We start from the raw sequence: 23653 nt of genomic DNA, 5'->3' as shown, positions 1-23653 counted from the left end.
ATGCCCATGCCTACACGCGTTCTGCGCGGCCTCGTCGCCGCCCTCCCACTGTTCCTCGCCGCCTGCTCGGATCCGGCTCCGTCCAGCGAGGAGATCGCCCGCCTGCTCACCGAGCGCGGCTTCGACAAACCCGCCTGCGCCAGCTCCACCCTGTTCAAGGCGTTCCCGGTGACGCTCTCCGACAGCTTCTCCGGCCCCGGCCCGGCGAAAGGCAACGCCGCGGTCTACGACGCCCTGGTCGGCGTCGGCTTGCTGCAACGCGACGGCGATACCTACGCCCTCACGCCCGCCGGCCGCGAGGACTACAAGCCCGAGTCGAAGGCCTTCTGCTACAGCAGCGGCTTCGACGTCAGCGTCCGTTCGGTAGACCCCGCCAAGCCCGACGACCACGGCCCGGCCGTGGAAAAGGGCTGGCTCGTCACCGTCGAGGTCAGGCCACGCGGAGTGAAGGACTGGGCGAAGAACCCCGAGGTGCTCAAGCAGGCCAGCCTGACCACCCTGCAACAGATCACCCAACCGCAGGTCGGCCAGGTCTCGCTGGTCAAGCCGCGCGGCGAGGAAGGCTACAAGCTCGTCAACACCCGCTTCTCGCCCAGGCAGGGCTTCCACTTCAATCAGGCCTGGTAATCCCGCGCCGCCCTTCCGCCCGCCCCGCTCGGGGCGGGCTCCTAATCCAAGCCACTGATCGATAAAGGTTTTTTCGTCGGACGAAACAGCCTGGCATTTGCTCGCCCGATCGCTTTCGTATACATTCGTTTTCACTGTAAACACCGTATACATCGAAAACGAAGCTGATCAGAAAATGAGCACCGTAGTCTCGTTCCGCGCCGATGATGCCCTGGTCGCGGCCCTCGACGAACTGGCCCGCGCCACCCACCGCGACCGCCCCTACCACCTGCGGCAGGCGCTCGCGCAGTACCTGGAAAGGCAGCAGTGGCAGGTCGCTGCCATCGATGAAGGCTTGGCCGATGCCAATGCCGGTCGCCTGCTGGAACACACCGAGATCGAGAAGCGCTGGGGGCTGCAATGAGCCTGAAGTGGACCCGCAAGGCGGCCGCCGACCTGGACGCCATCTATGACCACTACGTGGTGCTGATCGGCCCGGAGAAAGCGCTGAAAGCCGTCCAGGACATCGTCGAGCAGGTGAAACCGCTACAGGAGGTGGCCAACCAGGGGGCGGGGCGACCCAGCGAGGTGCCAGGCGTACGCACCCTGGCGCTGGAGCGCTGGCCGTTCAGCGCCCCATTTCGGGTAAAAGGCAAGGAAATCCAGATTTTGCGCATCGACAGGGTCGAAATTACCCCCTGAAAGTGGTCACACGGTTACAAGATGTTTCAAAACGAATATTTATCTTGACTTATACGAATGTCTTTACTTCGGGCGAAACATTCATAATTAACAAATAATGGACATTTTTCGACCAACCCAATGAGAATGATTGACTTGCGACCCCGGTTAGCTGATCAGTTCTTTAATTGACTTGTTCTTCGCTCCTATCTGCGTCCGCATTTTCCGAAAGTCGACGCCTTCGCCGCTGGGCACGCTTTCTCGCGCTTTTTCCGGCGCTTTTTCCCTGGCGGAGGTACCCATAAGGAGGAACCGGCATGGATTCGCTGAAAGGCATGGCGATCTTCGCCACTGTGGTGGACAAGGGCTCGATGGCGGCCGCAGCGGAGAGCCTGGGCCTGACCCCTTCGGCAGTCAGCCAGCAGATCCGCAGGCTGGAGAGCCGCGCCCAGGTTACTTTGCTGCATCGCACCACCCGCCGGCTGACCCTGACCGAAGCCGGCGAGGCGTTCTATCGCAGTTGCGCGCAGATGCTGGCGATCGCCGAGGAGGCCGAGCGACGGCTTGGCGAATGGCGCGATGCGCCGGTTGGCGAGTTGCGCCTGGCGGCACCGGTGGGGCTGTCCGGCTCGCTGATCACCCAGGCGCTGAAACCGTTGCTGGAGGATCACCGCCAGCTGCGCCTGCAGCTGTTCTTCCAGGACGAACGCATCGATCTGGTCGCCGAGCGCATCGACCTGGCGATCCGCGTCGGCAATCTCGCCGACTCCAGCCTGGTGGCGCGCCATCTCGGCGACTGGAACCACATCCTCTGCGCGGCGCCGGGCTACCTGCGCCAACGCGCGCCGCTGAAACGCCCGGAACAGTTGCTCGAGCTCGACTGGATCGCCCTGAACACCGCCAGTCAGTTCAACCTCCTGACCCTCACCGGCGCCGATGGCGAAGTCTGCAAGCTGCGCCTGGAACCACGGGTCGCGGCCAACGGCATGCTCGCGGTGCGCCAGTTCACCCTGGATGGGCTGGGCGTGTCCTGCCAGCCGTTGCCGGAGGTCCGTGAGGCCCTGGACGCAGGTCGCCTGCAGCGGCTTTTGCCGGAGTGGAAGTTACCGGACCTGGGGATCCATGCGGTGACACCGCGGCGTGATGCCCAGCCTGCCAAGGTGAAGGTCGCCATCGAAGCGCTGCGGCGGGCATTCGCTACGGGGTAGGGGCGGCGGAGCTGACCGGCGGATCGCCGGCCGGCTCCAGGTGCCGTCAGGAGAAGCGGCCGAGGGTCAGGGTGACCTCGCCGATGCCGCTCCGGTGGCGTTGCCGCCGCTGCTGATACCGGCGTAGTTCTGCGACGCCGGCGTGAAGTGCCGGGTTTGAGTGGCGCCGGATTTCCGGGGATCATCCCAGCTGAAGGTACCCATCTTGGTGTTGCCGTCGTGGCAGTCGAAGCAGCCCCGGGTACCGGACGCGGCGTTCTCCCGTCCGCAGGAAGCGATCCACTGCGGGCTGCCGGCCTGCACGTTCATGCTGCTGTCTTTCTCGGCCGAGATTTCGTCGTCCCTGTTCGAGCAGCGGCAGAACATGCCCCATTGCAGGGTGGCGTTGCGGATGCCCGCCGTACCGATGGAGTTGGATACAACGACCTTCACTGCGATCCATTCTGCGTATGCCATGTCGATCTCCATTGACCATGCGCTCACAGGTTCCTGCAGACATACGGACAGGACCGGGCGCTCGCAACGGACCCTTGGCTACGCCGACCAGCACGGAGCCATCCCCGATCTGTTCAACCACGGGAGGGCGAACAGCCACCCCCGCCTGCCAGATATGGTAGGCGGAGGAGGGTGGGAATCAGGCCTCCTGGCGCTTGTCCTGCCGACGGGCGCTCATGCCGAACGCCTTGCGCAGGTCGGTGGTGGGCGGTGGCAGGAAGCGCATGCGGGCGAACAGGCCGCGCAGGTACTCGTCCATCAGCTCAGTGGCCGCCACGCTGTCGCCAGCCTCCAGTGCATCGAGCAGGCCACGCTGGGCGACGCAGGCCTCGACACTGTAGACCGCGCCCTTGTTCAACGCGATGTCCAGCGAGGCACGCGCCACCAGGCCGCGAACGAAGCCAAGCAGCAGCGGATTCTCGGTGCATTCGGCGAGGCGCAGATGGAAGCGCCCGGCGAGCCGGATCACCCCGGCGCTGTCGCGCGCCTCGAGACAGGCCTGTTCCTCGTCGACCAGCGCCCGCAGCTCGTCCAGGGTGGTCGCGTCCACCCCCTTGCGCAGCTGGCGCAGCACCTCGCTCTCCACCAACAGGCGGGCCTCCAGCACCTGCCGCGCCTGGCGCTCGTCCGGGCGGGCGACACTGGCGACCTCCTTCGGCGCCATCACCACCGCGCCGTCCTCGGCGAGGCGGGTGAGGGCGCGCTGGATGGTGCCGTTGCTGACCCGGAAGATCTGTCCGAGGGTTTCCTTGCTCAGCTTGGCGGCCGGCGCCAGGCGCTTTTCCAGGATCGCCGTGTAGATGCTTTCGTAGACGAAATGGCTGGTGGGGCGCAGCGCGGCGCCCTGCGGGGTACGTGCTTCGAATCCGACCATGATCACACCTGTCGAGTCATGCTTGTGGGCCGTCGCGGGCCCCGGACGAGAACCGTCCGGCCACCGCGGCGGAACCAGGTTGGAGACGTGGCGCGGGCGCTCAGCCCTGCGGCAGGCGCAGGTCGATGTTCAGCCGCGCGCCTTCGTTGAGGATGTGCTGGCGCATCGCCTGGCTCGCCCGCTCGCTGTCATGCTGGCGGATCGCGCGGAGGATCGCCTCGTGCTCCTGGAGGATCTCCTCGGCATATTCCGGCTGCCGCCGCACCAGGTTGTCGCTGCGCTCCAGGGCGCTGCCGATCTGCTCGGATACGCTGAGGAAGATCGGGTTCGAGGTCAGCTTGACCAGGCGCCGGTGGAAGGCCGTGTAGGCCTCCACCACGGCCTGCGCGGCGCCGTCCTCGACCGCCTCGCGCAGGTCCAGCAGCAACAGCCGCAGCTCGCTGATCTCGGCGGCGCCGGCGCTCTGCGCGACGATGCCGACGATGAACGGCTCCAGCGCGTAGCGCAGTTGCAGGACGTCCTCCATGGTGGCCTCGCCGGGTGCCGCGACCTCGCGCAGCGGCTCGCTGCGCTCGAGGACCATCACGCCCTTGCCCGGCATCGAACGGACCACGCCGAGGGTCTCCAGGACCATGATCGCCTCGCGCAGGCTCGGCCGGCTGATTTCCATCTGCTCCGCCAGCTCGCGCTGGCCGGGCAGCATCTGGCCGGCGACCCAACGGCCCTGCTCGATGGTGTCGAGCAGGCGCTGGGCGACCGCGTTGACCAGCTTGGACGAAGAAAACATGTCGCCTCCCTTTTACGTGCGAATCTGACTTCCCATCATGCCGCGGCCTCAGCCCTGCAGCTTGCCTTCGCCGGCCACCACGCCGCGCTCGAGCGGCTCACCGCCGGTCCTGGTCGGTGCCTCCAGGCGCCCGTCGAGTATGGCCTGGGCGCGCGGCAGGTCGATGTCGTTTTCCCAGCGGGCGATGGTCACCGTGGCCACGCAATTGCCGATCAGGTTGGTCAGCGCGCGGCCGATGCCCATGAACCAGTCCACCGATAGCACCAGCACCAGCCCGGCCACCGGGATCGCCGGCACCGCGGTGAGGGTCGCGGCGAGGATCACCAGGGCCGAGCCGGGAATGCCATGGGCGCCCTTGGAGGTCACCAGCGACACCAGCAGGATGGTGAGCAGGTCGGTCATCGCCAGCGGCGTGCCGGTGACGTGGGCGATGAATACCACCGCCAGGGTCAGGTAGATCGAGAAACCGTCGAGGTTGAACGAGTAGCCGGTGGGAATCACCAGCCCCACCGTGGAACTGCGGATACCCATGTGCTCGAGCTTGCGCATCACCTGCGGCAGCACCGCGTCGGAGGAAGCGGTGCCCATCACGATCAGCAGTTCCTCGCGGAAGTAGCGCAGGAACGGCAGCATGCGCACCCCGGAAAGGCGCAGCACGCTGCCGAGCACGGCCATGACGAAGACCAGGCAGGTGGCGTAGAACACCAGCACCAGCGCGCCCAGGTGGCTGAGCGAGTCGACGCCGTAGCGGGCGGTGGTGAAGGCCACCGCGCCGAACACGCCGAGCGGCGCCAGGCGCACGATCATGCCCATGATGCGGAACACGATATGGCTGAATTCGTTGATCAGGCGGGCCACCCCGCTGGCCTGCTCGCCGACCAGGTTCAGGGCGCTGCCGAACAGCACGGAGAACAGCAGGACCTGGAGGATGTCGTTCTCGGCGAAGGCGCTGAACACCGAGGTCGGGATCAAGCCCATGAGGAACGCCACCGGGCCGTGGATTTCCTGGGTGCGCCCGGTGTACAAGGCGATGTCGCCGGCGGGCAGCTCGTTGAGATGGATGTTGGCGCCGCTGCCCAGGCCCAGGCTGTAGGCCACCACCAGGCCGAGGACCAGGGCGATGGTGGTGAGGATCTCGAAGTAGATCACCGACTTCAGGCCGATGCGGCCGACCTTCTTCAGGTCGCCGGCGCCGGAAATGCCGTTGACCACCACGCAGAAGACGATCAGTGCGATGAGCATCTTGATCAGCTTGATGAATCCGTCGCCCAGCGGCTTCATCTGCACGGCCAGGTCGGGAATGCCGACTCCGCACAGGACGCCTATCACCAGGCCAATCACGACTTGCAGGAATATCGAGCGGGAACAGCGCTTGATGAACATCGCAGGAGTCTCCATTCGGCGCTTCCATCGGGCCTCGCGGAGGCGGGCGATGAAGGCATTTTTATTGTGGTATTACCGGTCTGACCAGTTCAGCCTATACGCAAAGAAGCCGGCCTGACAAGCCACCAACGGCGAGCGCGACGAATGGCCAGGATCCACGGCACGCGCGGGCCGCAGCCGGGAGAAGGGCGCTCGGATGGCGCAAGGCGGCGGGCCAGAGCGGCTCGCCGCGAGGAAGAGGAGGTCAGCCGGCGAGGGCCTCGGCGACGAAATCGAGGCGATCCTGGCCGAAGAACAACTGGTCGCCGACGAAGAAGCTGGGCGCGCCGAAGACGCCGCGCCGCACCGCCTCTTCGGTGGTCGCCTTGAGCCCCTCCTTGACCTGCTCGTCGCCAACCAGGCGGAGGAACTCATCCGGGTCGAACCCGGCCTCCGCCAGCACCTGGGCGACCACCTCGGGCTTGCCGAGGTTCTGCTGTCGTACCCACAACGCTTCGAACACCGCTTTCAGGTAGGGATGGAAGCCTTCGCCGCCGAGGTAGCCCTGGGCGCCGCGCATCAGCGTCAGGGTGTTGATCGGGAAGGCCGGGTTGAAGGCCAGTGGCACGCCGTAGCGTTGCGCATGGCGCGCCAGGTCGTGGAGGGTGTAGCGCCCCTTGGCCGGCACCTCGATCGGCGAATGGTTGCCGGTGGCCTTGAACACGCCGCCCAGCAGCATCGGCCGCCAGGCGATGGTCGCGCCGCGTTCGGCGGCGATGCGTGGCAGTTGGGTCCAGGCCAGGTAGGTGGTGGGACTGCCGACGTCGAAGAAGAACTCGATCTGTTTGTTCATGCGTGGCTCTTTCCGTGGCGGTGATCAGAAGGTTTCCGTCCAGGGGCGCAGGTCCAGCTCGTGCACCCAGCAATCGCGTGGCTGGCAATGGATCTGCCAGTAGGTCTCGGCGATGTGCTCGGGATCGAGGATGCCGTCCTGCTCCTTGCGCTTGTACAGCTCGGGCAGGGTTTCGCGGATGAAGTCGGTGTCGATGGCGCCGTCGATGATCGGATGGGCGACGTGGATGCCCTTGGGCCCCAGCTCGCGCGCCATGCTCTGGGCCAGGGCGCGCAGGGCGAACTTGGCGCCGGAGAACGCGGCGAAGTGCGCGCGGCCGCGCAGCGAGGCGGTGGCTCCGGTGAAGATGATCGTCCCGCGCTGTCGCGGCAGCATAACCCGCGCCGCCTCGCGGCCGCTAAGGAAGCCGCCGAAGGCGGCCATTTCCCAGACCTTGCGGTAGACCCGTTCGGTGGTTTCGGTGATCGGGAACCAGACGTTGGCGCCGACGTTGAAGATCACCGCCTCCAGCGGCCCGACCTCGCGCTCGATGCGGGCGAAGAGATCGATCACCTGCTGCTCCTGGCGCGCGTCGCAAGCGCAGGCCAGGGCCTCGCCGCCTTGGTCGCGGATGGCCTGCACCAGCGGCTCCAGCTTCTCCGCGTTGCGCCGGGCGACGCAGGCCACGTAGCCCTCGCGGGCGAACCGCCGGGCGATGGCGCCACCGGTGGCGTCGCCGGCGCCCATTACCAGAACCGCTTTGCGTTGGGTCATTGCACAGGCCTCCCTCTTATAGTTCTTTTTTAGAACTTATATTGATGGATAGTTGGTTCTTTAAAGGAACTTGTCAACTACCGAGAGTGGGGACTCTGCCTGCGCTACGATTGGTTTGCCCTTCCCGGCCTTGAAGGGAAGTGGGGTCCGTGCGGAGGGGCTTGGAACGATGGCGCTTCACCCCAGTAGGGCGGATAACGCCAACGGCGTTATCCGCCGATTCACCGGACCGGCCAGGAAACGCGAGTTGCCGAATGGCCGGCGCAGCCTCGATCCTTTCCCTGAAAGCAGAGGAAACCGCGCGGGGCAACCCGGGGCGATGGCAGGCCACCCCAGGCAAACGGTGTATCGGTCAACCCCGCCGTAACAGGCGCCCACGCCAGAACAGCCCCTCGCGCACCGTCACGTCCCGCGCATGCAATGGCTCGCCGCATTCGGAACAGACCAGCACCCCATGCATGTGCTGACCGCACCGCTTGTGCACGTGCTCCAGCGGCGGGCCCTCGACGCCGGCGAGGTGGCGGTCGCCCCAGTTCACCAGGGAGAGGATCGTCGGATAGAGCTCCATCCCTTTCTCGGTCAGGCGATATTCCTCGCGCAGCGGCTTCTCCTGGTAGGGCGACTTGGCCAGGATCTCCGCCTCCACCAGGCGCTTGAGGCGGTCGGCGAGGACGTGACGGGTCACGCCGAGACTGCGCTCGAAGTCGTCGAAACGGCGAATGCCCAGGAAGCAGTCGCGCAATACCAGCAGGGTCCAGCGATCGCCGACGATCGCCAGTACCCGCGCCAGCGAACAGGGTTGTTCGCTCAGTTCTTCCCAACGCATGAGACACCTCCAGCCGTTCGCCACAGGATAGCCGCGTGGGTTCTGAAACGAAACCGACCCGCCACGCCTTTCCAGCGGCCCGCCGCCCATGGCATAACCGCGTTCCTGTCCTCTGCTCCGGAATCCCGACCATGTCGCTCGACTGGACCTGCAAGCACCACGCCGACCTCACCCTGAAGGAGCTCTACGCGCTGCTGCAATTGCGCACCGAGGTCTTCGTGGTGGAACAGAAATGCCCCTATCAGGAGGTCGACGGCCTCGACCTGGTCGGCGACACCCATCACCTGATGGCCTGGCGCGACGGCCAGTTGCTGGCCTACCTGCGCCTGCTCGACCCGGTTCGCCATGAGGGCCAGGTGGTGATCGGCCGGGTGGTCAGCTCCTCGGCCGCGCGCGGCCAGGGGCTCGGCCACCAGTTGATGGAACGCGCGCTGCAGGCGGCGGAGCGGCTCTGGCTGGACACCCCGGTGTACCTCTCGGCCCAGGCCCACCTGCAGGCCTACTATGGCCGCTACGGCTTCGTCCCGGTCACCGAGGTCTACCTGGAAGACGACATCCCGCATATCGGCATGCGCCGCGCCTGAGGCGGGTCGCCCCTGGACGGGGCGGGGAGGGTCAGGCCTGCGGCTTGAGCACGCCGGGCAGCTGGGCTTCCAGCTTGGCGTTGTTCAGCGGCGCGCGGATGAAGCCGTGCTGCTCGCCGTCCGGGCCGATGATCACCAGGTTGCCGCTGTGATCGACGGTGTAGTTGGGCTTGCTGGTGTCGGCGGGGATATAGGGGATGCTCAAGGCGTTGGCCAGCTTCTGGATGTTCTCCGGGGTACCGGTGAGGCCCTGGAAGCCGGCATTGAAGTAACCCAGGTATTGCTTGATCTGTTGCGGCGTGTCGCGGTTCGGGTCGACGCTGACGAATACCACCTGCAGGTCGTCGCGCACCTCCTGCGGCAGCTTGCCCTGCAGTTCGCGGAGCTGGGCGAGGGTGGTCGGGCAGACGTCGGGGCAGAAGGTGTAGCCGAAGAACAGCAGGTGCCAGCGCCCCTTGAGGCTGTCGGTGCCGACCGCCTGGCCGTCCTGGTTGGTGAACTCCAGCGCCGGTACCTTGCGCGTCTGCGGCAGGATCACGATGCCGGCATCGAGCAGTACCGTGGGGTCGGCCTGGCGCTGGGCGGTGAGCACCTTGTGCACGGTGAGGCCGAGGACCAGGGCGACCAGGGCGGCGAGGACGAGGGCGGTCTTGTTGACTCGAGTCATGGGTGGGCAAGGCTCTAGAGTGGGATCAGAGAAGCAGCTTCAGCGGCAGATAGTGGTCCACCAGCAGCGCCATGAACAGCAGGAACAGGTAGACGATAGAGTACTTGAAGGTCCTTATCGCCGCATGTGGCCGGCTGTCACAGTAGAGCGCCCAGGCCCAGTCGAGGAAGCGTGCGCCCAGGGCCAGGGCGCAGAGCAGGTAGACCAGCCCGCTCATGTGGATGACGAACGGCATCAGGCTCACCGCGAACAGCACCAGGGTGTAGAGCAGGATGTGCAGCTTGGTGTAGCGCTCGCCGTGGGTCACCGGCAGCATCGGGATGTCGGCCTTGGCGTATTCGTCCTTGCGGTGGATGCAGAGCGCCCAGAAGTGCGGTGGGGTCCAGGCGAAGATGATCAGTACCAGCAACAGCGGCTCGGCGCTCAGGTGGCCGGTGATGGCGACCCAGCCGAGCAGCGGCGGCGCCGCCCCGGCGAGCCCGCCGATGACGATGTTCTGCGGCGTGGCGCGCTTCAGGAAGCCGGTGTAGAGCGCCGCGTAGCCGAGCAGCGAGGCGAGGGTCAGCCAGGCCGTCAGCGGGTTGGTGAAGGCCAGCAGCACGGCCATCCCGGCCAGCGCCAGGAGCAGCGCGAAGCCCAGCGCCATGCTCGGCGACACTCGACCCTCGGCCAGCGGTCGCTTGTGGGTCCGCGCCATGATCGAGTCGATGCGGCGGTCCACCACGTGGTTGACCGCCGCCGCCGCGCCGGCACAAAGGCCGATGCCGAGGTTGCCGAAGATCAGCACCTGCCAGGGCACGAAGCCATCCAGCGGCGCCTTGGTGGCGAGCAGCATGCCGATCAGCGAGGTGATCAGCATCAGCACCACGACCTTGGGCTTGGTCAGTTCGAGGAAGTCGCGCCAGGTCGGCTGGCTGTGGCGATCGATGACGGTGGCCATATCCTTACCTCCATCCTTCTGTCTGTCAGGCGGCCTTCAGCCGCGAACCTTGCGCCGGCGGCAGCGTGCGGCGCACGCGCTGCGGCGACGGTGCCGGCGCGCGGACGCTGGCCGGCGCGCGCAGGCGATAGTTGACCAGCACCAGGCTGAGCAGCAGCAGAGCGCCACCGCCGTTGTGCGCCACCGCCACCGGCAGCGGCAGGTGCAGCAGCACGTTGCTGATGCCCAGGCCGATCTGCAGCGACAGGCCGAGCAGCATCAGCGCAGTCGGCCAGACCAGGCCGCTGCGCTGCAGGCGCCAGGCGAGCAGCAGGAGGACCAGGGTCACGCACAGCGCGCCGATCCGGTGGGTCATGTGGATCGCCGTGCGCGCGTCGCTGTCGAGCTGGCCGCCGAGGTAGTTGGGGCCGATGTGCTGGGTCAGGTGGAAGCCGTTGGCGAAGTCCATCCGCGGCCACCACTCGCCATGGCAGGTGGGCAGGTCGATGCAGGCCACCGCCGCGTAGTTGCTGCTGACCCAGCCGCCGAGGGTGATCTGGCCGATCACCAGGAGCAGGGCCAGCCCCGCCAGTCCGCGGGTCGCCGCCGGGTAGCGCCGCGCCGCGAAGCGTCCGGAGAGGCGCAGGGCGAGGAGAAAGAGCAGCGCCAGGGTGGTGAAGCCGCCGAGCAGATGGGCGGTGACCACCTGCGGCCAGAGCTTGAGGGTCACCGTCCACATGCCGAAGGCGGCCTGCGCGATCACCACCGCGAGCAGCAGCAGCGGCAGCTTCAGCGGTTGGCCGTCGCGCCCGCGGCGGACCAGCGCATGCAACGCCAGGCCAAGGATGAGCAGGCCGAGGGCGCCGGCGAAATAGCGGTGGATCATCTCGTTCCAGCCCTTCTGCGCCTCCACCGGGGCGTCGGGGAAGTGCAGCTCGGCGTGGGCCAGTTGCGCCTCGCTCAGCGGCACGTGGACGAAGCCATAGCAGCCTGGCCAGTCCGGACAGCCGAGGCCGGCGTGGGTCAGCCGGGTATAGGCGCCGAGCAGGACCACCACGGCGGCCAGCAGGGTCGCCAGCACGGCGACGGTGAAACCGGGTTTGCGGGTTGCGCCTGACATTCGCGGGCCCCTTTTTCTTGTCGTTCTGTCCTCATCGGGCCGGGAACCGCGCCGGCCACGCCGATCAACCGATATGCGAGAGCTTGAGCAGCAGTTGCACGTCCTTCAGCAGCTTCTTGCCGTTGGCCTTGGCGTCGTAGCGCAGCACCAGGTTGCCGTGCGGGTCGACCACCCACAGCAGCGGCCGCTCGCCGCCGCCGGCCTTGTCGTACAGCGCCGGGTCCAGGCCGTAGCGCTGCAGGCGCGGGTAGTCCAGTTTCACCAGGTTGGCGAAGTCCGCCGGCAGCTCGCCGCTGGCGGCCAGGGCGTGGCCGGCGCGCGAGGCTTCGCGGCCGAGGGCGATGTTGACCTGGCGGGCCAGGTAGACCAGTTGCTGGCAGTCCTCGCCGCAAGTGCCCGGCGCGGTCACCAGCAGTTGCCACGGCTCGCCCTGGCTGCGTCCCTGCACGCCGAGGTCGGCGGGGGTCTGGCCGTTGCCGATCAGCGCGCCGCTGTAGCTGCGCCCCTGCGGCACCCAGAAATTCCATTTGTACATGGCGCTGGCGAGCAGCATCGGCCCCACCACCAGGCCGATGATCGCCAGCAGTTGCAGGCGGCCACGGGCGCGGCGCGGACGTTCAGGCATCGGAATCGCGAGACTCATGGTTTTTCTCCCGTGCGCGGCGCACGCCGAGGTAGAGGTAGAGGGCGAGCAGGGCCGCCGCCAGGGCGAACCACTGCGCGGCGTAGCCGGTGTGCCGCTCCGGCGGCATCGAGACCAGCGGCCAGTCGGTGTCGAAGCTGCCGTCGCCCGGCTCCAGGCGGATTTCCCAGGGCAACCCGGCGCGACCGAAGTCCCGCCACAGCGCGGGGATCTCCAGTTGGGTCACCAGGCGCGGCCAGCCGACGGCCGGCGCGTCGGCCAGGTGCAGGCCGCCGGGTGGCGGCAGGTAGGTCCAGGCGTCGAGCAGGAGGACGCGATCCGGAGTTTCCAGCGTCGGCGGCGAACGCCGGTCGCTCCAGGGCACCCAGCCGCGGTTGACCAGCAACCAGAGGCCGCTGGCCTGGTCGTAGAAGGGTTGCAGCACCTCCACCCCGGCCTGGCCGTTGCGCAGGCGGTTGTCCAGCAGCAGCGTATGCCGCTCGTCGAAGCGGCCGTGCAGGCGCACGCGGACGTACGCCGGGTCGCGCAAGTCCTCTAGCTGCCCGGGCGACAGCGGATCGGCGTCGCGCCGGGCCTCGTAGCTGGCCAGCAGGGCGCGCTTCTCGTCGGCCCGCTGCAGTTGCCAGGTACCCAGCCAGAGCAGCACCGGCAGCAGGCCGAGGACCACCAGGGTCGGCAGCAGGCCGGGGCGGAACGCGCCGCGCATGCTGCGTCTGTCGTTGCGTCCGGCCTCCGCGAGGCGCTGGCTATACTGCATGAATCCCCCCATCGCCGGAGTCCCACCATGTTGAAAGTGGCGATCGTCCTGCTACTGCTGGCTACCCTGGTGAGCCTGTTCAGTGGCCTGTTCTTCCTGGTCCGCGACCAGGGTCATGGTTCCCGCGTGGTCAACTCGCTGACCGTGCGCGTGGTGCTCGCCGCGGCGACCCTGGCGCTGATCGCCTGGGGCTTCTACAGCGGCGAGCTGAACAGCCACGCGCCCTGGCATTTCTGATTCCTCCGGTGGCGGTCAGATCACGTAGACGAAGATGAACAGGCCGATCCAGACCACGTCGACGAAATGCCAGTACCAGCTGGCGGCCTCGAAGCCGAAATGGTGCTCGGCATCGAAGTGACCGCGCAGGATGCGGATCAGCATGATGCCGAGGATCAGCGCGCCGAGGGTCACGTGGGCGCCGTGGAAGCCGGTGAGCATGAAGAAGGTCGAGCCGTAGATGCCGGCACCGAGGGTCAGGCCCAGCTCGTTGTAGGCGTGCACGTATTCCTCGGCCTGCAGGATCAGGAAGGCGATCCCCAGCAGCACGGTCAGCGCCAGCCAGGCCTTGAGCGGGCCGCGCCTGTTCTTCTTCAGGGCGTGGTGGGCGAAGGTCACGGTGAAGCTGGAGGTGACCAGCAGGATGGTGTTGATCAGCGGCAGCTTCCACGGCTCGATCACCGCGCTCGGCGGCGGGAACAGCTTCGGGTCCGGCGTCTGCAGCAGCGGCCAGCTGTACTGGAAGTTCGGCCAGAGCATGTGCGCCACGCCCTTGGCACCCTCGCCGCCGAGCCAGGGACCGGCGAAGTGGCGGACATAGAAAAGCGCGCCGAAGAAGGCGGCGAAGAACATCACCTCGGAGAAGATGAACCAGCTCATGCCCCAGCGGAACGAGCGGTCCATCTGCGCGCTATAGAGCCCGGCGCGGCTTTCGCGGATGACGTTGCCGAACCAGCCGAACAGCATGTAGGCGATGATCAGCCCGCCGACGAAGAAGATCCACGGGCCGTGGGACTCCTCGTGCCCGGCGGTGAGGTCGTTGAACCAGGTACCCAGGCCGAACACCGTCACCAGCAGGCCGATGCTGGCGATGATCGGCCACTTGCTCTGGGCGGGGACGTAATAGTGTTCGTGGCTTGCCATATCGTTCTCCCTATCGTCCCGCAACCGGTACGGGCGGATTGCGCGCAGTGATATCGAAGAGGGTGTAGGCCAGCGTCACGTGCCGCACATCCTTGGGCAGATCGCGGTCGACGATGAAGCGCACCGGCATCTCGATGCTCTCGCCGGGTTGCAGCACCTGCTGGGTGAAACAGAAGCATTCGGTCTTGTGGAAGTAGGCGGCGGCCTCGGCCGGGGCGATGCTCGGGATGGCCTGGGCGGTCATCGGCTTGTCGCTCGGGTTGCGCGCGTAGAACACCATCTGGTTCACCGCGCCGGGGTGCACCACCAGTTGGTCGCCGGCGGAGCGGAACTCCCAGACCATGTCGATGTTGTTCGAGGTCATGAACTGCACCTTCACCTCGCGCCCCACGTCCACCTGCTGCTCGCCGCTGTAGGCGCTGCCGGCGGTCTTGCCATTGATCCCCAGGGCCCGGCACATCACGTCGTAGATCGGCACCAGGGCGAAGCCGAAGGCGAACATCAGCACGGTCACCAGCAACAGGCGGCCGACCAGGCGGCGGGTATCGACCTTGGCATCGCTCATGGCACGCTCCTCACTTGACCTCGGGCGGGGTGCTGAAGGTGTGGTAGGGCGCCGGCGAGGGAATGCTCCACTCCAGGCCCTCGGCGCCATCCCAGGGCTTGGCCGGGGCCGGCTTGCCGCTGCGGATGCACTTGATGACGATGAACAGGAACAGCAGCTGGGTGGTGCCGAACATGAAGGCGCCGATCGACGAGACCATGTTGAAGTCGGCGAACTGCAGGTTGTAGTCCGGGATCCGTCGCGGCATGCCGGCGAGGCCGACGAAGTGCATCGGGAAGAACGCCAGGTTCATGCCGACGAAGCTCATCCAGAAGTGCAGCTTGCCGAGGGTCTCGTCGTACATGTGGCCGGTCCACTTCGGCAGCCAGTAGTAGGCCGAGGCGAAGATGCCGAAGATCGCGCCGGGCACCAGCACGTAGTGGAAGTGGGCGACCACGAAGTAGGTGTCGTGGTACTGGAAGTCCGCCGGGGCGATCGCCAGCATCAGGCCGGAGAAGCCGCCGATGGTGAACAGGATGACGAAGGCCACGGCGAACAGCATCGGCGTCTCGAAGGTCAGCGAGCCCTCCCACATGGTGGTCACCCAGTTGAACACCTTCACCCCGGTGGGCACGGCGATCAGCATGGTGGCGTACATGAAGAACAGCTCGCCGGTGACCGGGATGCCGACCACGAACATGTGGTGCGCCCAGACCACGAAGGAGAGGAAGGCGATGCTGGCGGTGGCGTAGACCATCGAGGTGTAGCCGAACAGCGGCTTGCGCGCGAAGGTCGGGATGATCGCGCTGACCGCGCCGAAGGCGGGCAGGATCATGATGTACACCTCGGGGTGGCCGAAGAACCAGAACACGTGCTGGAACAGCACCGGGTCGCCGCCGCCGGCGGCGCTGAAGAAGCTGGTGCCGAAATGGATGTCCATCAGCATCATGGTCACCACCCCGGCCAGCACCGGCATCACCGCGATCAGCAGGAACGCGGTGATCAGCCAGGTCCAGACGAACAGCGGCATCTTCATCAGGGTCATGCCCGGCGCACGCAGGTTGAGGATGGTGGCGATCACGTTGATCGCGCCCATGATCGAGCTGATCCCGGCCAGGTGGATGGCGAAGATGAAGAAGGTCACGCTGTGCGGGGCGAAGGTGGTCGACAGCGGCGCGTAGAAGGTCCAGCCGAAGTTGGGGCCGCCGCCGGGCATGAACAGGGTGCTGACCAGCAGGCCGAAGGCCGCCGGGAGCAGCCAGAAGCTGAAGTTGTTCATCCGTGGCAGGGCCATGTCCGGCGCGCCGATCATCAGCGGGATCATCCAGTTGGCCAGGCCGACGAAGGCCGGCATCACCGCGCCGAAGACCATGATCAGGCCGTGCATGGTGGTCATCTGGTTGAAGAACGCCGGCTCGACGATCTGCAGCCCGGGCTGGAACAGCTCGGCGCGGATCACCATGGCCATCGAGCCGCCGAGCAGGAACATCATGAAGCTGAACCACAGGTAGAGGGTGCCGATGTCCTTGTGGTTGGTGGTCAGCACCCAGCGCATCAGGCCCTTGGCCGGCCCGTGGTGGTGGTCGCCGGCATGGTGGTCGGGCGTATCGATCACAGCACTCATGGCGGTCTCCTATTGTTGTTTCTGCTTGTAGGCGACGACGTCTTTGGGGGTGACCATGTCGCCGTCGTCGTTGCCCCAGGCGTTGCGCTCGTAGGTGATCACCGCGGCCAGGTCGACCTCGTTGAGCTGCTTGCCGAAGGCCGCCATGGCGGTGCCGGCCACGCCGTTGAAGACCACTTCCAGGTGATGTTCCTTCGGCCCGGTGACCACCTTGGAGCCCTTCAGCGCCGGGAACATCGGCGGCATGCCCTGGCCCTCGGCCTGGTGACAGGCGGCGCAGATGGTGTGGTAGACCTTGTCGCCGCGGGCGACCAGTTCTTCCTTGGTCCACTCCTTGCTGGTCAGTTCCTTGACCTTGGCCGCCTCTTCCTTGCGCTTGGCCAGCCACTGGTCGAACTCGGCCTTGGGCTTGACGTCGACCACGATCGGCATGAAGCCGTGGTCCTTGCCGCACAGCTCGGCGCACTGGCCACGGTAGATGCCGGGCTCGTCGACCTTGGTCCAGGCCTCGTTGACGAAGCCGGGGATGGCGTCGCGCTTGACCGCGAAGGCCGGCACCCACCAGGAATGGATCACGTCGCTGGAGGTGATCAGGAAGCGCACCTTGGTGCCCACCGGCAGCACCAGCGGCTCGTCCACTTCCAGCAGGTAGTGCTCGTCCTTCGCCTGCTGGTTGCGGATCTGCTCCTGCGGGGTGGCCAGGTTGCTGAAGTACTCCACATCCTGGCCCAGGTACTTGTACTGCCACTTCCACTGATAGCCGGTGACCTGCACGTCCAGCTCCGGCTCGGAGGTGTCGTAGATGTGGATCAGGGTGCGGGTGGCGGGCACCGCCATCACCACCAGGATCACGAACGGCACCACCGTCCAGAGAATCTCCACCGTGGTGCTCTCGTGGAAGTGCGCCGGCTGCTGGCCGGTGGAGCGGCGGTGGACGATCATCGACCAGAACATCGCGCCGAAGACCAGCACGCCGATCACCACGCAGATCCAGAAGATGGTCATGTGCAGGTCGAAGACGGACCGACTCACCTCGGTAGCGCCCGGGGCCATGTTGACCGTCCAGGCGGCGTTCGCCTGGCTGATCGCCGAGAGCAAAAGGAAGCCCATCCAGACTCGTGGATGTCGCAGCATTCGGGTTCCCCTTATCGTTGTTTTTATCCCGCCGGCAGACGCCAACGGCCAAGGGGTGGACCGCCAAGACAGCGAACTTTGACCGTCTCACCTCGGCACACAGCAAGGCAGGCCGGGTTCATCAGGTTCAGCATTCGAGTGGGAGTATAGACAGCGGCTGCGACATAACAACGCAGCGTAAAAACGTCGCTGGAAAGTGCCGATTATTCTCTAAAAGCCGCGGGCGGCGTGGCTTTGCAGGCGAATAGTGGCCGCCTGATATATCATCCTCGCATAACCATCGGACGATTATGACAATCGCGTCTTAGCCGGCGCGCGCCGCCGGCTATGTTTCACCTCTTCCTCACCATCCCCGTTGTATGGGAGAACCCATGAACACCGCCGCCCTCCGCGAGCTCATCCAGCAGGCGCACCTCAGCGAAGCCCGCCACGGTTACCTGGCTGATCTGATAGCCAGCCGCCTGCCCCACCTGCACCGCACCATCCGGCCGCAAGGAGAGAACACGGAAGACATCCTCACCCGCTTCGTCCACGCCTATGTCGAACAGGTACCGGACCTGCTCGACGCCGCCAACAGCGTGGCCCGCGAGGCCGGCATAGAGGACCGGATCAAGCCGGTGCTGAAGGTCGCCGAACAGTTCTTCCTCACCCCGCCGGCGCTGCTGGCCGGCCACGACGGCCTCGACGCGCTGCTCGACGAGGCCTACCTGGCGCACCGCCTGGTGGAGGAAGTGAACGACCGCTACATCGCCCATTTCGGTCAGGCGCTGATCCCGCTGGACACCACCGTGGCCAACCTGGTGGCCCACCAACTGATCGGCGAGCCCTTCGCCAACCAGCTCGATGAGGCCGTCCGCCACGCGCTGGAGCACATGCTCGACGCCGACACCTTCGACGCCGAGTCGGCCCGCGCCTACCGCGAGAACCTGAAGAACCCGCGGGTGGTCGCCGCCTGGCAGCAGTGGCCGTGCCTGTCCAGGCAGCTCGGCGTGGAACTCAGCCTGGGCTGACCGCTCCGCCGCTGCGCGCGCCGCCCAGCCCGGCGTTGCTGCGCAGGCGACCCTCCAGGCGCCGTTTCAGCGCGCGCGGCTCGATCACCAGGCGCGAACCCTGCACCGGCGCCATCCGCCCCCAGTCCTCGAGCAGCTCCATGCAGGCGTGATCGACGTAGCTGAGGTTGTCCATCGGTACGTGCAGGGTGGTGCCCGGCTTCACCTGGTCGAGCATCCGCGACAGCGCCGGCACCTTGAGGAAGGTCGCGGCGCCGCTCAGGCGCAGCTCGGCCTCGTGCTCGCCGGTGTAGCGCAGGACGATCTTCAGCCGCGCGGCCTTCAGCACCAGCTTCAGCAGGGTCAGGGCGAAGCCCACCAGCACGCCGGTCAGCAGGTCGGTGAAGACGATCGCCAGGGCGGTGGCGGCATACACCAGCATCGGCATCCGCCCGTAGCGACCGAGGTTGCCCAGGGCCTTGAAGTCGACCAGCTTGATCCCGGTGTAGACCAGCACCCCGGCCAGGCTCGCCACCGGGATCTGCCGCAGCAGGCTGCCGAGCAGGAGGACGAAGGCCAGCAGCCAGAGGCCATGGAAGATCGCCGAGGCGCGGGTCCGCGCGCCGGCGTTGACGTTGGCCGAGCTGCGCACGATCACCCCGGTCATCGGCAGCGCGCCGAGCAGGCCGCAGAGCATGTTGCCGACGCCCTGGGCGGACAGCTCGCGGTCCATGTCCGAGCGCGGGCCGTCGTGCAGGCGGTCCACCGCGGCCGCCGAGAGCAGGGTTTCCGCACTGGCGATGAAGGCCACCACCACCGCCGCCAGCAGCAGGGAGGGATCGGCCAGGGCCAGCAGGTCGGCCGGGCGTAGCCAGTCGATGGCCTCGCCGAGGTTGGCCGGCACCTCCACCCGGCGCACGTCGAGCGCCAGCCAGAGGCTGGCCAGGGTCGCCAGGCTCACCCCGAGCAGCGCCCCGGGAAGAAAGCGCAGGCGTTGCGGACGCAGCTTGTCCCAGCCCCACATCACGGCGATGGTGCCCAGCCCGAGCAGCGCCGCGTCGAGACCGCTGTCCATGCCCAGCGAGCCGAGCGCGGCGAATGCCGCCTGGGGGAACGCCAGCAGGTTGTCGAGGCCGGAGGCCTTGGGCGCCAGATCGAGCATCACGTGCAATTGCGAAAGGACGATGAGGATGCCGATGCCGGCGAGCATCCCGTATACCACCGCCGGCGAGGTGACCCGGAACCAGCAGCCCAGGCGCAGGCGCCCGGCCACCAGCTGGATCGCCCCGGCCAGCAGCAGGATCGGCCCGAGCATGGCCACCCCGTAGGTACGCACCAGTTCGAAGACCAGCACCGCGAGGCCGGCCGCCGGGCCGCTGACCTGTAGCGGCGAGCCGGCCAGGAAGCCGACCACCAGGCCACCGACGATGCCGGTGAGCAGGCCCTTGGCCGGCGGCATCCCGGAGGCGATGGCGATGCCCATGCACAGCGGCAGGGCGACGAGGAACACCACCACGGAGGCCATCAGGTCCCGTGGCAACGTGTCCCGGAGGGACGGAAACACCTTTGAAACATGCATGGCACAGTTCTCCTGCGAATTTTTTTCCACGACGAGGGAGCGACGCCGGGGCGGACCCGGCACCGGTTGTGTGTGCGCAGTGTGTTTTTCTTGTAATAGCGACCCGTTCAGCCCCGGAACGGGGCTTCCCAGAGGTCGTCCATGGCAGGAACGGCGAAAGGTGACGCGAAAACGCTGTTGTTATCCGGCGGCCCGCACGGCCGCCGCTGTCATTGGTTCAGGTAGCGCGGCGCGGGCGTGGCCATCGGCACCGGGTGTTCGCCGTCGAGCGGCAGGAAGCGGCCCTGCTTGGCGTCATAGGCGCGGATCTGCGCGCTCTCGATGTCGTACACCCAGCCATGGATGAACAGCTGCCCGCTGGCCAGGCGCGAGGCCACCGAGGGGTGCGTGCGCAGGTGGTCGAGCTGCGCCACCACGTTCTCTTCGGTGAGCACCCCGAGGGTGTCGTGGTTGGCGCCGCAGTCGCAGTTGTCCGCCACCACCGTGCGCGCCACTTCGGCATGGCGCAGCCAGGCCTTGACCGTCGGCATGCGCTCCAGCGTCTGCGGGTCGAGCACCGCGCGCATCGCGCCGCAATCGGAGTGGCCGCAGACGATGATGTGGTGCACGCCCAGCGCCAGCACGGCGTACTCGATGGCGGTGGAGACGCCGCCGTTCATCTGCCCGTAGGGCGGCACCACGTTGCCGACGTTGCGGGTGACGAACAGGTCGCCGGGGGAACTCTGGGTGATCAGTTCGGGGACGATGCGCGAGTCCGCGCAGGTGATGAACATGGCCCGCGGCCGCTGGCTCTTGGCGAGCTTCTTGAACAGTTCCTGCTGCTCCGGGAAGACCTCCCGGCGGAAGTGCTGGAACCCATCGACGATCCGTTTCAGCGCGTCGTCCGCGCTTTCCTGTTCCTGTGAGTCGGTCTTAACGCCCCGCATACGGTCTGGCATGGTTCAGAACCTCGATGAGTGGATCGATTGAATTTTCCCACGTCTGCCGACGCTTTCCCCATAGGAAAAAGGCACAACAAACGCAGAGCAACCTTCGTGACCGTTCGGTCACTTCCGGTACTCAACGCTAATGCCAGAAGCTTAACCATAAATTAAAAGAAGCCTCTATCTCGCACTTTGTAAGCTTTTTTCACGATATTTCCAGACGATGTCGGCAGGCTATCATGGCAAACGAGTGGCATTCCCATTCATCCCGCATAAGAGGTGAAAGGTTTCAGTCAACCGGCAGGCTTCGTGCGGGGAAAATCGTCGAATGGGAAAAGCCGGTGCGAGGGGGTAGCACCCGACCCGCCGCTACCGGCGACAGCCAGCTATCAGAACAGGGCCAATTGCCGGCGCACCGGCGCGCTGGTGGGGAACAGCGGCAGGCCCGGCACGAAGCGCGCCAGCAGGCACGCCGCGGCCATCCGCTGGCGTTGCTGGCCGTCGCGCAGGACCTCGCGGCAACGCGCCTCGCCCAGCGGTTCGCCGAGCAGGTAGGCGCGCCCTGCGACGAAGCGCGCGCCGTTGTCCCGCCACCAGGCGGAGACTCGCTCCGCCTCCGGCCAGGTAAGGTTCTCGTCGTCGTCGAGGGCCACGTTCTCGTCGTCGGGATCGTCGTTGGGGCCAGGGTCGTGGTCGGGCAGAACCTCCAGCTCCAGGTCGAGCAACGCCAGGTCAGCGCCAGTGATCAGGCTGAAGGCCTCGCCGGCGACCCGCGCCAGGCTTTCGTCGCGCATCTGCTGGATCAGCCACGGCACCGCCACCGGATCGCCGAACAGGCCGGTGGCCTGGATGCCGATCCGCCGCGTCTCCGCCGCCTGCATCAGTTGGCGAATCCAGGCCATGCTGGTATCGCGCGGCTGCCAGGCGAGCAGCACCATGGTCGCCGGCAGCTGGAACGGGCCGGGCTGCCCGGCGAACGCACGCAATGGCCCCAACGCCTCCTCGTCGCCCATCTGCGCGGTGGCCCAGTTGGCCCAGAAGCACAGGCTCGGGTCGTCGTGAGCGCGGTAGGCGCGGATATCCGCCATCAGGTCGCGCCGACGCAGCTCGCCGGCGGTGCGCGCGGCGCGCGCCAGCACCGCCGGGTCGGCATGGCCGAGGGCGGACAGCAGCGCCGGCCCCGGATCCTGCCGGTGCATGCCGCACGCGGCCAGGCCGAGGCTGCGGAACAGTGGTTCCGGCGAGGCCAGCAGGCGCTCGACCCAGGGCTGCACGCGCTCCCAGTCGAGCCAGCCGAGGGCGGCGGCGAAACCGCGCCGGGCTTCCCTAGACTCCGCCAGGCAGGCGCGCATCCGCCCGATCACCGCCTCGTCGCCAGCCTGCATGGCCAGCGCCGCGAGGGCGAACGCCTCGCCCTGGGCATGCGCATCGAGTTGCTCGAACAGCGCTTCGTATCCAGCCTGGCCGGCGATGGACAGGCCATCCAGGTGCGCCTCGATGCGCTGGTCGAGTTCGGCGAGCTCTTCCAGGTCGTAGTGCGGCGCGCACACGGCGTAGTCGCGGAGCAGGGCGAGGAAGGCGGCTTCCTCGGCGTGCTGATCGAGCATAGAGACGATTGGCAGGCTCATTCTCGGCATCGCTTCGTTGATCACTGAATCTCGAGAATCCGCTTCCAGGATTGTCCGTCGAACTCCATGACATCTTTCGCTCCGACCGACCACATGATTCCGTCTGCCGCGCTCAGGTGATAGCAGGAGGCTGGGACATCATCGCCAAAGTCCACTCGCTCCAAGCGTCCGTCCACCAGCCGATAGACGAAGTGCGTCGAGGAAACGTAAAGGTGGCCGTCGAAGTATTCCATGCCCCAGAGGTCCTCCCGAGTGGACTCATGCTCGATGATTTCCCACTTGTCGCCGCGACCACGCAACAAGGTGCCCAGTTGTCCACAGGCATAGGCGTAACCGTCGCCAGCGCAACGCACCTTGTACAAGGCGAGGTTGGTGGGGCTGCTTGCCTGAGTGAAAACAGAACCATCGTAACTCCAGATTTCTCCCTCCCAGCCAACCGTATAGATTTCCTGTTCGCTGAAGCCATCGATGGATTCGAAGCTGGTGTCGGTTAGCGCTACATCTCCGCCCTGGGCAGTCTGATCGATGCAACGCCATACCCCTTCATCTTCACGAACATAAGCCTGACGACAAGTGCCCACGGCATAAGCGCGCCCCCTGGCGACGCCTCTCACTTCCCTCAACGGTCCTCTCGAACGAGGATCCCTACCGCTGTTCGAAATCGACTCATCGCTCTGGGAGCCACCTCCCATTACCCGCACCTGGCCCTGGACGCCCAGCGCAACATAACGCTCACTCGGAAGATGGCAGACCGTACCCGAGCAGGCCAGCCAGTCCAGGCTCGCAGCTCCCGGCGTACCACGGTCGATAGTGAACAGGAGGGTGCCAACCAACCCCTCTTGGATATCCTCATCGCTGGTAGCCAGCAGATAGGCCAGATCTGAATACCGAAGTACGCCGGTACTCAGACTGAACCCACTGAAGCGGCGGTCATTCGCATCCATGAATTGCTCCTGA

The 23653-nt window shown here is 66.5% G+C and carries 27 protein-coding genes; 7 read left to right on the top strand and 20 right to left on the bottom strand.

Annotated features, from left to right (window positions below):
* Nucleotides 1–6: 6 nt before the first annotated feature.
* From PSPA7_RS00970 to PSPA7_RS00955, 4 genes are all read left to right on the top strand, one after another.
* Complete coding sequence (locus PSPA7_RS00970; protein ID WP_011979168.1) at nucleotides 7–627, top strand: SEN1982 family lipoprotein; 621 nt, start codon at nucleotides 7–9, stop codon at nucleotides 625–627.
* Nucleotides 628–802: 175 nt separating this feature from the next.
* Entirely contained in the window at nucleotides 803–1030 is a 228-nt protein-coding gene (locus PSPA7_RS00965; protein WP_003083775.1) for a CopG family ribbon-helix-helix protein, read from the top strand.
* Entirely contained in the window at nucleotides 1027–1308 is a 282-nt protein-coding gene (gene parE, locus PSPA7_RS00960) for a type II toxin-antitoxin system toxin ParE (RefSeq protein ID WP_003156094.1), read from the top strand. Before PSPA7_RS00965 ends, parE begins: the two co-directional genes overlap by 4 nt.
* Before the next feature lie 296 nt (nucleotides 1309–1604).
* The gene (locus tag PSPA7_RS00955) at nucleotides 1605–2495 is read left to right on the top strand and encodes a LysR family transcriptional regulator (RefSeq protein ID WP_011979166.1); all 891 of its coding nucleotides are present in this window, start codon (nucleotides 1605–1607) and stop codon (nucleotides 2493–2495) included.
* A 66-nt stretch (nucleotides 2496–2561) separates the two neighbouring features.
* Here PSPA7_RS00955 and PSPA7_RS00950 read toward each other — a convergent pair whose 3' ends face one another.
* The 7 genes from PSPA7_RS00950 to PSPA7_RS00920 all read right to left on the bottom strand — a co-directional run bounded on the left by PSPA7_RS00950 (nucleotide 2562) and on the right by PSPA7_RS00920 (nucleotide 8445).
* Nucleotides 2562–2951: an aegerolysin family protein gene (locus PSPA7_RS00950; RefSeq protein ID WP_228380085.1), complete on the bottom strand. Its 390-nt coding sequence runs from the start codon at nucleotides 2949–2951 to the stop codon at nucleotides 2562–2564.
* Between the two features lie 178 nt (nucleotides 2952–3129).
* The gene (locus tag PSPA7_RS00945) at nucleotides 3130–3864 is read right to left on the bottom strand and encodes a GntR family transcriptional regulator (protein ID WP_011979164.1); all 735 of its coding nucleotides are present in this window, start codon (nucleotides 3862–3864) and stop codon (nucleotides 3130–3132) included.
* Nucleotides 3865–3964: 100 nt separating this feature from the next.
* Entirely contained in the window at nucleotides 3965–4651 is a 687-nt protein-coding gene (locus tag PSPA7_RS00940) for a FadR/GntR family transcriptional regulator (RefSeq protein ID WP_011979163.1), read from the bottom strand.
* A 48-nt stretch (nucleotides 4652–4699) separates the two neighbouring features.
* A complete protein-coding gene (locus PSPA7_RS00935; protein ID WP_079262148.1) occupies nucleotides 4700–6049 on the bottom strand; it encodes a C4-dicarboxylate transporter DctA in 1350 nt (449 codons plus the stop codon).
* 229 nt (nucleotides 6050–6278) lie between these two features.
* Entirely contained in the window at nucleotides 6279–6866 is a 588-nt protein-coding gene (locus PSPA7_RS00930) for a 2-hydroxychromene-2-carboxylate isomerase (protein WP_003156084.1), read from the bottom strand.
* Nucleotides 6867–6890: 24 nt separating this feature from the next.
* Nucleotides 6891–7619 (bottom strand): SDR family oxidoreductase, encoded by a 729-nt coding sequence (locus tag PSPA7_RS00925; protein WP_011979161.1) that lies wholly within the window; start codon nucleotides 7617–7619, stop codon nucleotides 6891–6893.
* Nucleotides 7620–7971: 352 nt separating this feature from the next.
* Nucleotides 7972–8445, bottom strand: a complete 474-nt coding sequence (locus PSPA7_RS00920) for a winged helix-turn-helix transcriptional regulator (RefSeq protein WP_003156080.1) — start codon at nucleotides 8443–8445, stop codon at nucleotides 7972–7974.
* Nucleotides 8446–8576: 131 nt separating this feature from the next.
* Between PSPA7_RS00920 and PSPA7_RS00915 the strand changes: the two genes are divergently transcribed.
* Nucleotides 8577–9029 (top strand): GNAT family N-acetyltransferase, encoded by a 453-nt coding sequence (locus PSPA7_RS00915; protein WP_003156078.1) that lies wholly within the window; start codon nucleotides 8577–8579, stop codon nucleotides 9027–9029.
* A 31-nt stretch (nucleotides 9030–9060) separates the two neighbouring features.
* Here the strand turns inward: PSPA7_RS00915 and senC are convergent, their stop codons facing one another.
* The 5 genes from senC to PSPA7_RS00890 all read right to left on the bottom strand — a co-directional run bounded on the left by senC (nucleotide 9061) and on the right by PSPA7_RS00890 (nucleotide 13147).
* On the bottom strand, nucleotides 9061–9696 hold the full coding sequence (gene senC, locus PSPA7_RS00910) for a cytochrome c oxidase copper chaperone SenC (RefSeq protein WP_003156077.1): 636 nt from the start codon (nucleotides 9694–9696) through the stop codon (nucleotides 9061–9063).
* A 25-nt stretch (nucleotides 9697–9721) separates the two neighbouring features.
* Nucleotides 9722–10636, bottom strand: a complete 915-nt coding sequence (cyoE, locus tag PSPA7_RS00905) for a heme o synthase (protein ID WP_011979160.1) — start codon at nucleotides 10634–10636, stop codon at nucleotides 9722–9724.
* 25 nt (nucleotides 10637–10661) lie between these two features.
* The gene (locus tag PSPA7_RS00900) at nucleotides 10662–11735 is read right to left on the bottom strand and encodes a COX15/CtaA family protein (protein ID WP_011979159.1); all 1074 of its coding nucleotides are present in this window, start codon (nucleotides 11733–11735) and stop codon (nucleotides 10662–10664) included.
* Nucleotides 11736–11799: 64 nt separating this feature from the next.
* Complete coding sequence (locus PSPA7_RS00895; RefSeq protein WP_011979158.1) at nucleotides 11800–12378, bottom strand: PA_0111/PP_0108 family redox-active disulfide protein; 579 nt, start codon at nucleotides 12376–12378, stop codon at nucleotides 11800–11802.
* On the bottom strand, nucleotides 12353–13147 hold the full coding sequence (locus PSPA7_RS00890) for an SURF1 family protein (RefSeq protein WP_023443439.1): 795 nt from the start codon (nucleotides 13145–13147) through the stop codon (nucleotides 12353–12355). The genes PSPA7_RS00895 and PSPA7_RS00890 overlap by 26 nt, the downstream gene beginning before the upstream one ends.
* Nucleotides 13148–13162: 15 nt before the next feature.
* Between PSPA7_RS00890 and PSPA7_RS00885 the strand changes: the two genes are divergently transcribed.
* Nucleotides 13163–13372, top strand: a complete 210-nt coding sequence (locus PSPA7_RS00885) for a twin transmembrane helix small protein (protein ID WP_011979156.1) — start codon at nucleotides 13163–13165, stop codon at nucleotides 13370–13372.
* 15 nt (nucleotides 13373–13387) lie between these two features.
* On the opposite strand, the gene PSPA7_RS00880 is transcribed toward PSPA7_RS00885, so the two are convergent.
* Genes PSPA7_RS00880 through coxB form a run of 4 tightly spaced genes read right to left on the bottom strand, consistent with a single transcriptional unit; the run spans nucleotide 13388 to nucleotide 17577 of the window.
* A complete protein-coding gene (locus PSPA7_RS00880) occupies nucleotides 13388–14275 on the bottom strand; it encodes a cytochrome c oxidase subunit 3 (protein ID WP_003157692.1) in 888 nt (295 codons plus the stop codon).
* A gap of 10 nt (nucleotides 14276–14285) precedes the next feature.
* Complete coding sequence (locus PSPA7_RS00875) at nucleotides 14286–14840, bottom strand: cytochrome c oxidase assembly protein (RefSeq protein ID WP_003157691.1); 555 nt, start codon at nucleotides 14838–14840, stop codon at nucleotides 14286–14288.
* A 10-nt stretch (nucleotides 14841–14850) separates the two neighbouring features.
* Nucleotides 14851–16443, bottom strand: a complete 1593-nt coding sequence (ctaD, locus tag PSPA7_RS00870) for a cytochrome c oxidase subunit I (RefSeq protein WP_003157690.1) — start codon at nucleotides 16441–16443, stop codon at nucleotides 14851–14853.
* A 9-nt stretch (nucleotides 16444–16452) separates the two neighbouring features.
* Nucleotides 16453–17577, bottom strand: coding sequence for a cytochrome c oxidase subunit II (gene coxB / locus PSPA7_RS00865; protein WP_003157689.1), 1125 nt, complete (start codon nucleotides 17575–17577; stop codon nucleotides 16453–16455).
* 371 nt (nucleotides 17578–17948) lie between these two features.
* Here coxB and PSPA7_RS00860 point away from each other — a divergent pair, with 371 nt between their 5' ends.
* A complete protein-coding gene (locus tag PSPA7_RS00860; RefSeq protein ID WP_011979153.1) occupies nucleotides 17949–18587 on the top strand; it encodes a hypothetical protein in 639 nt (212 codons plus the stop codon).
* Here PSPA7_RS00860 and PSPA7_RS00855 read toward each other — a convergent pair.
* The 4 genes from PSPA7_RS00855 to PSPA7_RS00840 all read right to left on the bottom strand — a co-directional run bounded on the left by PSPA7_RS00855 (nucleotide 18574) and on the right by PSPA7_RS00840 (nucleotide 23640).
* Nucleotides 18574–20145, bottom strand: a complete 1572-nt coding sequence (locus PSPA7_RS00855) for a SulP family inorganic anion transporter (RefSeq protein ID WP_011979152.1) — start codon at nucleotides 20143–20145, stop codon at nucleotides 18574–18576. The two genes, PSPA7_RS00860 and PSPA7_RS00855, sit on opposite strands and share 14 nt — an antisense overlap.
* A gap of 209 nt (nucleotides 20146–20354) precedes the next feature.
* The gene (locus PSPA7_RS00850) at nucleotides 20355–21083 is read right to left on the bottom strand and encodes a carbonic anhydrase (protein WP_011979151.1); all 729 of its coding nucleotides are present in this window, start codon (nucleotides 21081–21083) and stop codon (nucleotides 20355–20357) included.
* 374 nt (nucleotides 21084–21457) lie between these two features.
* Nucleotides 21458–22705, bottom strand: coding sequence for a TIGR02270 family protein (locus tag PSPA7_RS00845; RefSeq protein WP_041025444.1), 1248 nt, complete (start codon nucleotides 22703–22705; stop codon nucleotides 21458–21460).
* An 11-nt stretch (nucleotides 22706–22716) separates the two neighbouring features.
* The gene (locus PSPA7_RS00840; RefSeq protein WP_033998069.1) at nucleotides 22717–23640 is read right to left on the bottom strand and encodes a hypothetical protein; all 924 of its coding nucleotides are present in this window, start codon (nucleotides 23638–23640) and stop codon (nucleotides 22717–22719) included.
* Nucleotides 23641–23653 lie beyond the last annotated feature (13 nt).

Source organism: Pseudomonas paraeruginosa PA7, assembly GCF_000017205.1.
Taxonomy (GTDB): domain Bacteria; phylum Pseudomonadota; class Gammaproteobacteria; order Pseudomonadales; family Pseudomonadaceae; genus Pseudomonas; species Pseudomonas paraeruginosa.
This window is presented reverse-complemented; position numbering and strand designations above follow the sequence as displayed.

Bases quoted from the DNA above. Each gene is read 5' to 3' on its own strand.
- PSPA7_RS00970 (WP_011979168.1), top strand. From the start codon at position 7: ATGCCTACACGCGTTCTGCGCGGCCTCGTCGCCGCCCTCCCACTGTTC.
- PSPA7_RS00965 (WP_003083775.1), top strand. From the start codon at position 803: ATGAGCACCGTAGTCTCGTTCCGCGCCGATGATGCCCTGGTCGCGGCC.
- parE (WP_003156094.1), top strand. From the start codon at position 1,027: ATGAGCCTGAAGTGGACCCGCAAGGCGGCCGCCGACCTGGACGCCATC.
- PSPA7_RS00955 (WP_011979166.1), top strand. From the start codon at position 1,605: ATGGATTCGCTGAAAGGCATGGCGATCTTCGCCACTGTGGTGGACAAG.
- PSPA7_RS00950 (WP_228380085.1), bottom strand. From the start codon at position 2,951: ATGGCATACGCAGAATGGATCGCAGTGAAGGTCGTTGTATCCAACTCC.
- PSPA7_RS00945 (WP_011979164.1), bottom strand. From the start codon at position 3,864: ATGGTCGGATTCGAAGCACGTACCCCGCAGGGCGCCGCGCTGCGCCCC.
- PSPA7_RS00940 (WP_011979163.1), bottom strand. From the start codon at position 4,651: ATGTTTTCTTCGTCCAAGCTGGTCAACGCGGTCGCCCAGCGCCTGCTC.
- PSPA7_RS00935 (WP_079262148.1), bottom strand. From the start codon at position 6,049: ATGGAGACTCCTGCGATGTTCATCAAGCGCTGTTCCCGCTCGATATTC.
- PSPA7_RS00930 (WP_003156084.1), bottom strand. From the start codon at position 6,866: ATGAACAAACAGATCGAGTTCTTCTTCGACGTCGGCAGTCCCACCACC.
- PSPA7_RS00925 (WP_011979161.1), bottom strand. From the start codon at position 7,619: ATGACCCAACGCAAAGCGGTTCTGGTAATGGGCGCCGGCGACGCCACC.
- PSPA7_RS00920 (WP_003156080.1), bottom strand. From the start codon at position 8,445: ATGCGTTGGGAAGAACTGAGCGAACAACCCTGTTCGCTGGCGCGGGTA.
- PSPA7_RS00915 (WP_003156078.1), top strand. From the start codon at position 8,577: ATGTCGCTCGACTGGACCTGCAAGCACCACGCCGACCTCACCCTGAAG.
- senC (WP_003156077.1), bottom strand. From the start codon at position 9,696: ATGACTCGAGTCAACAAGACCGCCCTCGTCCTCGCCGCCCTGGTCGCC.
- cyoE (WP_011979160.1), bottom strand. From the start codon at position 10,636: ATGGCCACCGTCATCGATCGCCACAGCCAGCCGACCTGGCGCGACTTC.
- PSPA7_RS00900 (WP_011979159.1), bottom strand. From the start codon at position 11,735: ATGTCAGGCGCAACCCGCAAACCCGGTTTCACCGTCGCCGTGCTGGCG.
- PSPA7_RS00895 (WP_011979158.1), bottom strand. From the start codon at position 12,378: ATGAGTCTCGCGATTCCGATGCCTGAACGTCCGCGCCGCGCCCGTGGC.
- PSPA7_RS00890 (WP_023443439.1), bottom strand. From the start codon at position 13,147: ATGGGGGGATTCATGCAGTATAGCCAGCGCCTCGCGGAGGCCGGACGC.
- PSPA7_RS00885 (WP_011979156.1), top strand. From the start codon at position 13,163: ATGTTGAAAGTGGCGATCGTCCTGCTACTGCTGGCTACCCTGGTGAGC.
- PSPA7_RS00880 (WP_003157692.1), bottom strand. From the start codon at position 14,275: ATGGCAAGCCACGAACACTATTACGTCCCCGCCCAGAGCAAGTGGCCG.
- PSPA7_RS00875 (WP_003157691.1), bottom strand. From the start codon at position 14,840: ATGAGCGATGCCAAGGTCGATACCCGCCGCCTGGTCGGCCGCCTGTTG.
- ctaD (WP_003157690.1), bottom strand. From the start codon at position 16,443: ATGAGTGCTGTGATCGATACGCCCGACCACCATGCCGGCGACCACCAC.
- coxB (WP_003157689.1), bottom strand. From the start codon at position 17,577: ATGCTGCGACATCCACGAGTCTGGATGGGCTTCCTTTTGCTCTCGGCG.
- PSPA7_RS00860 (WP_011979153.1), top strand. From the start codon at position 17,949: ATGAACACCGCCGCCCTCCGCGAGCTCATCCAGCAGGCGCACCTCAGC.
- PSPA7_RS00855 (WP_011979152.1), bottom strand. From the start codon at position 20,145: ATGCATGTTTCAAAGGTGTTTCCGTCCCTCCGGGACACGTTGCCACGG.
- PSPA7_RS00850 (WP_011979151.1), bottom strand. From the start codon at position 21,083: ATGCCAGACCGTATGCGGGGCGTTAAGACCGACTCACAGGAACAGGAA.
- PSPA7_RS00845 (WP_041025444.1), bottom strand. From the start codon at position 22,705: ATGCCGAGAATGAGCCTGCCAATCGTCTCTATGCTCGATCAGCACGCC.
- PSPA7_RS00840 (WP_033998069.1), bottom strand. From the start codon at position 23,640: ATGGATGCGAATGACCGCCGCTTCAGTGGGTTCAGTCTGAGTACCGGC.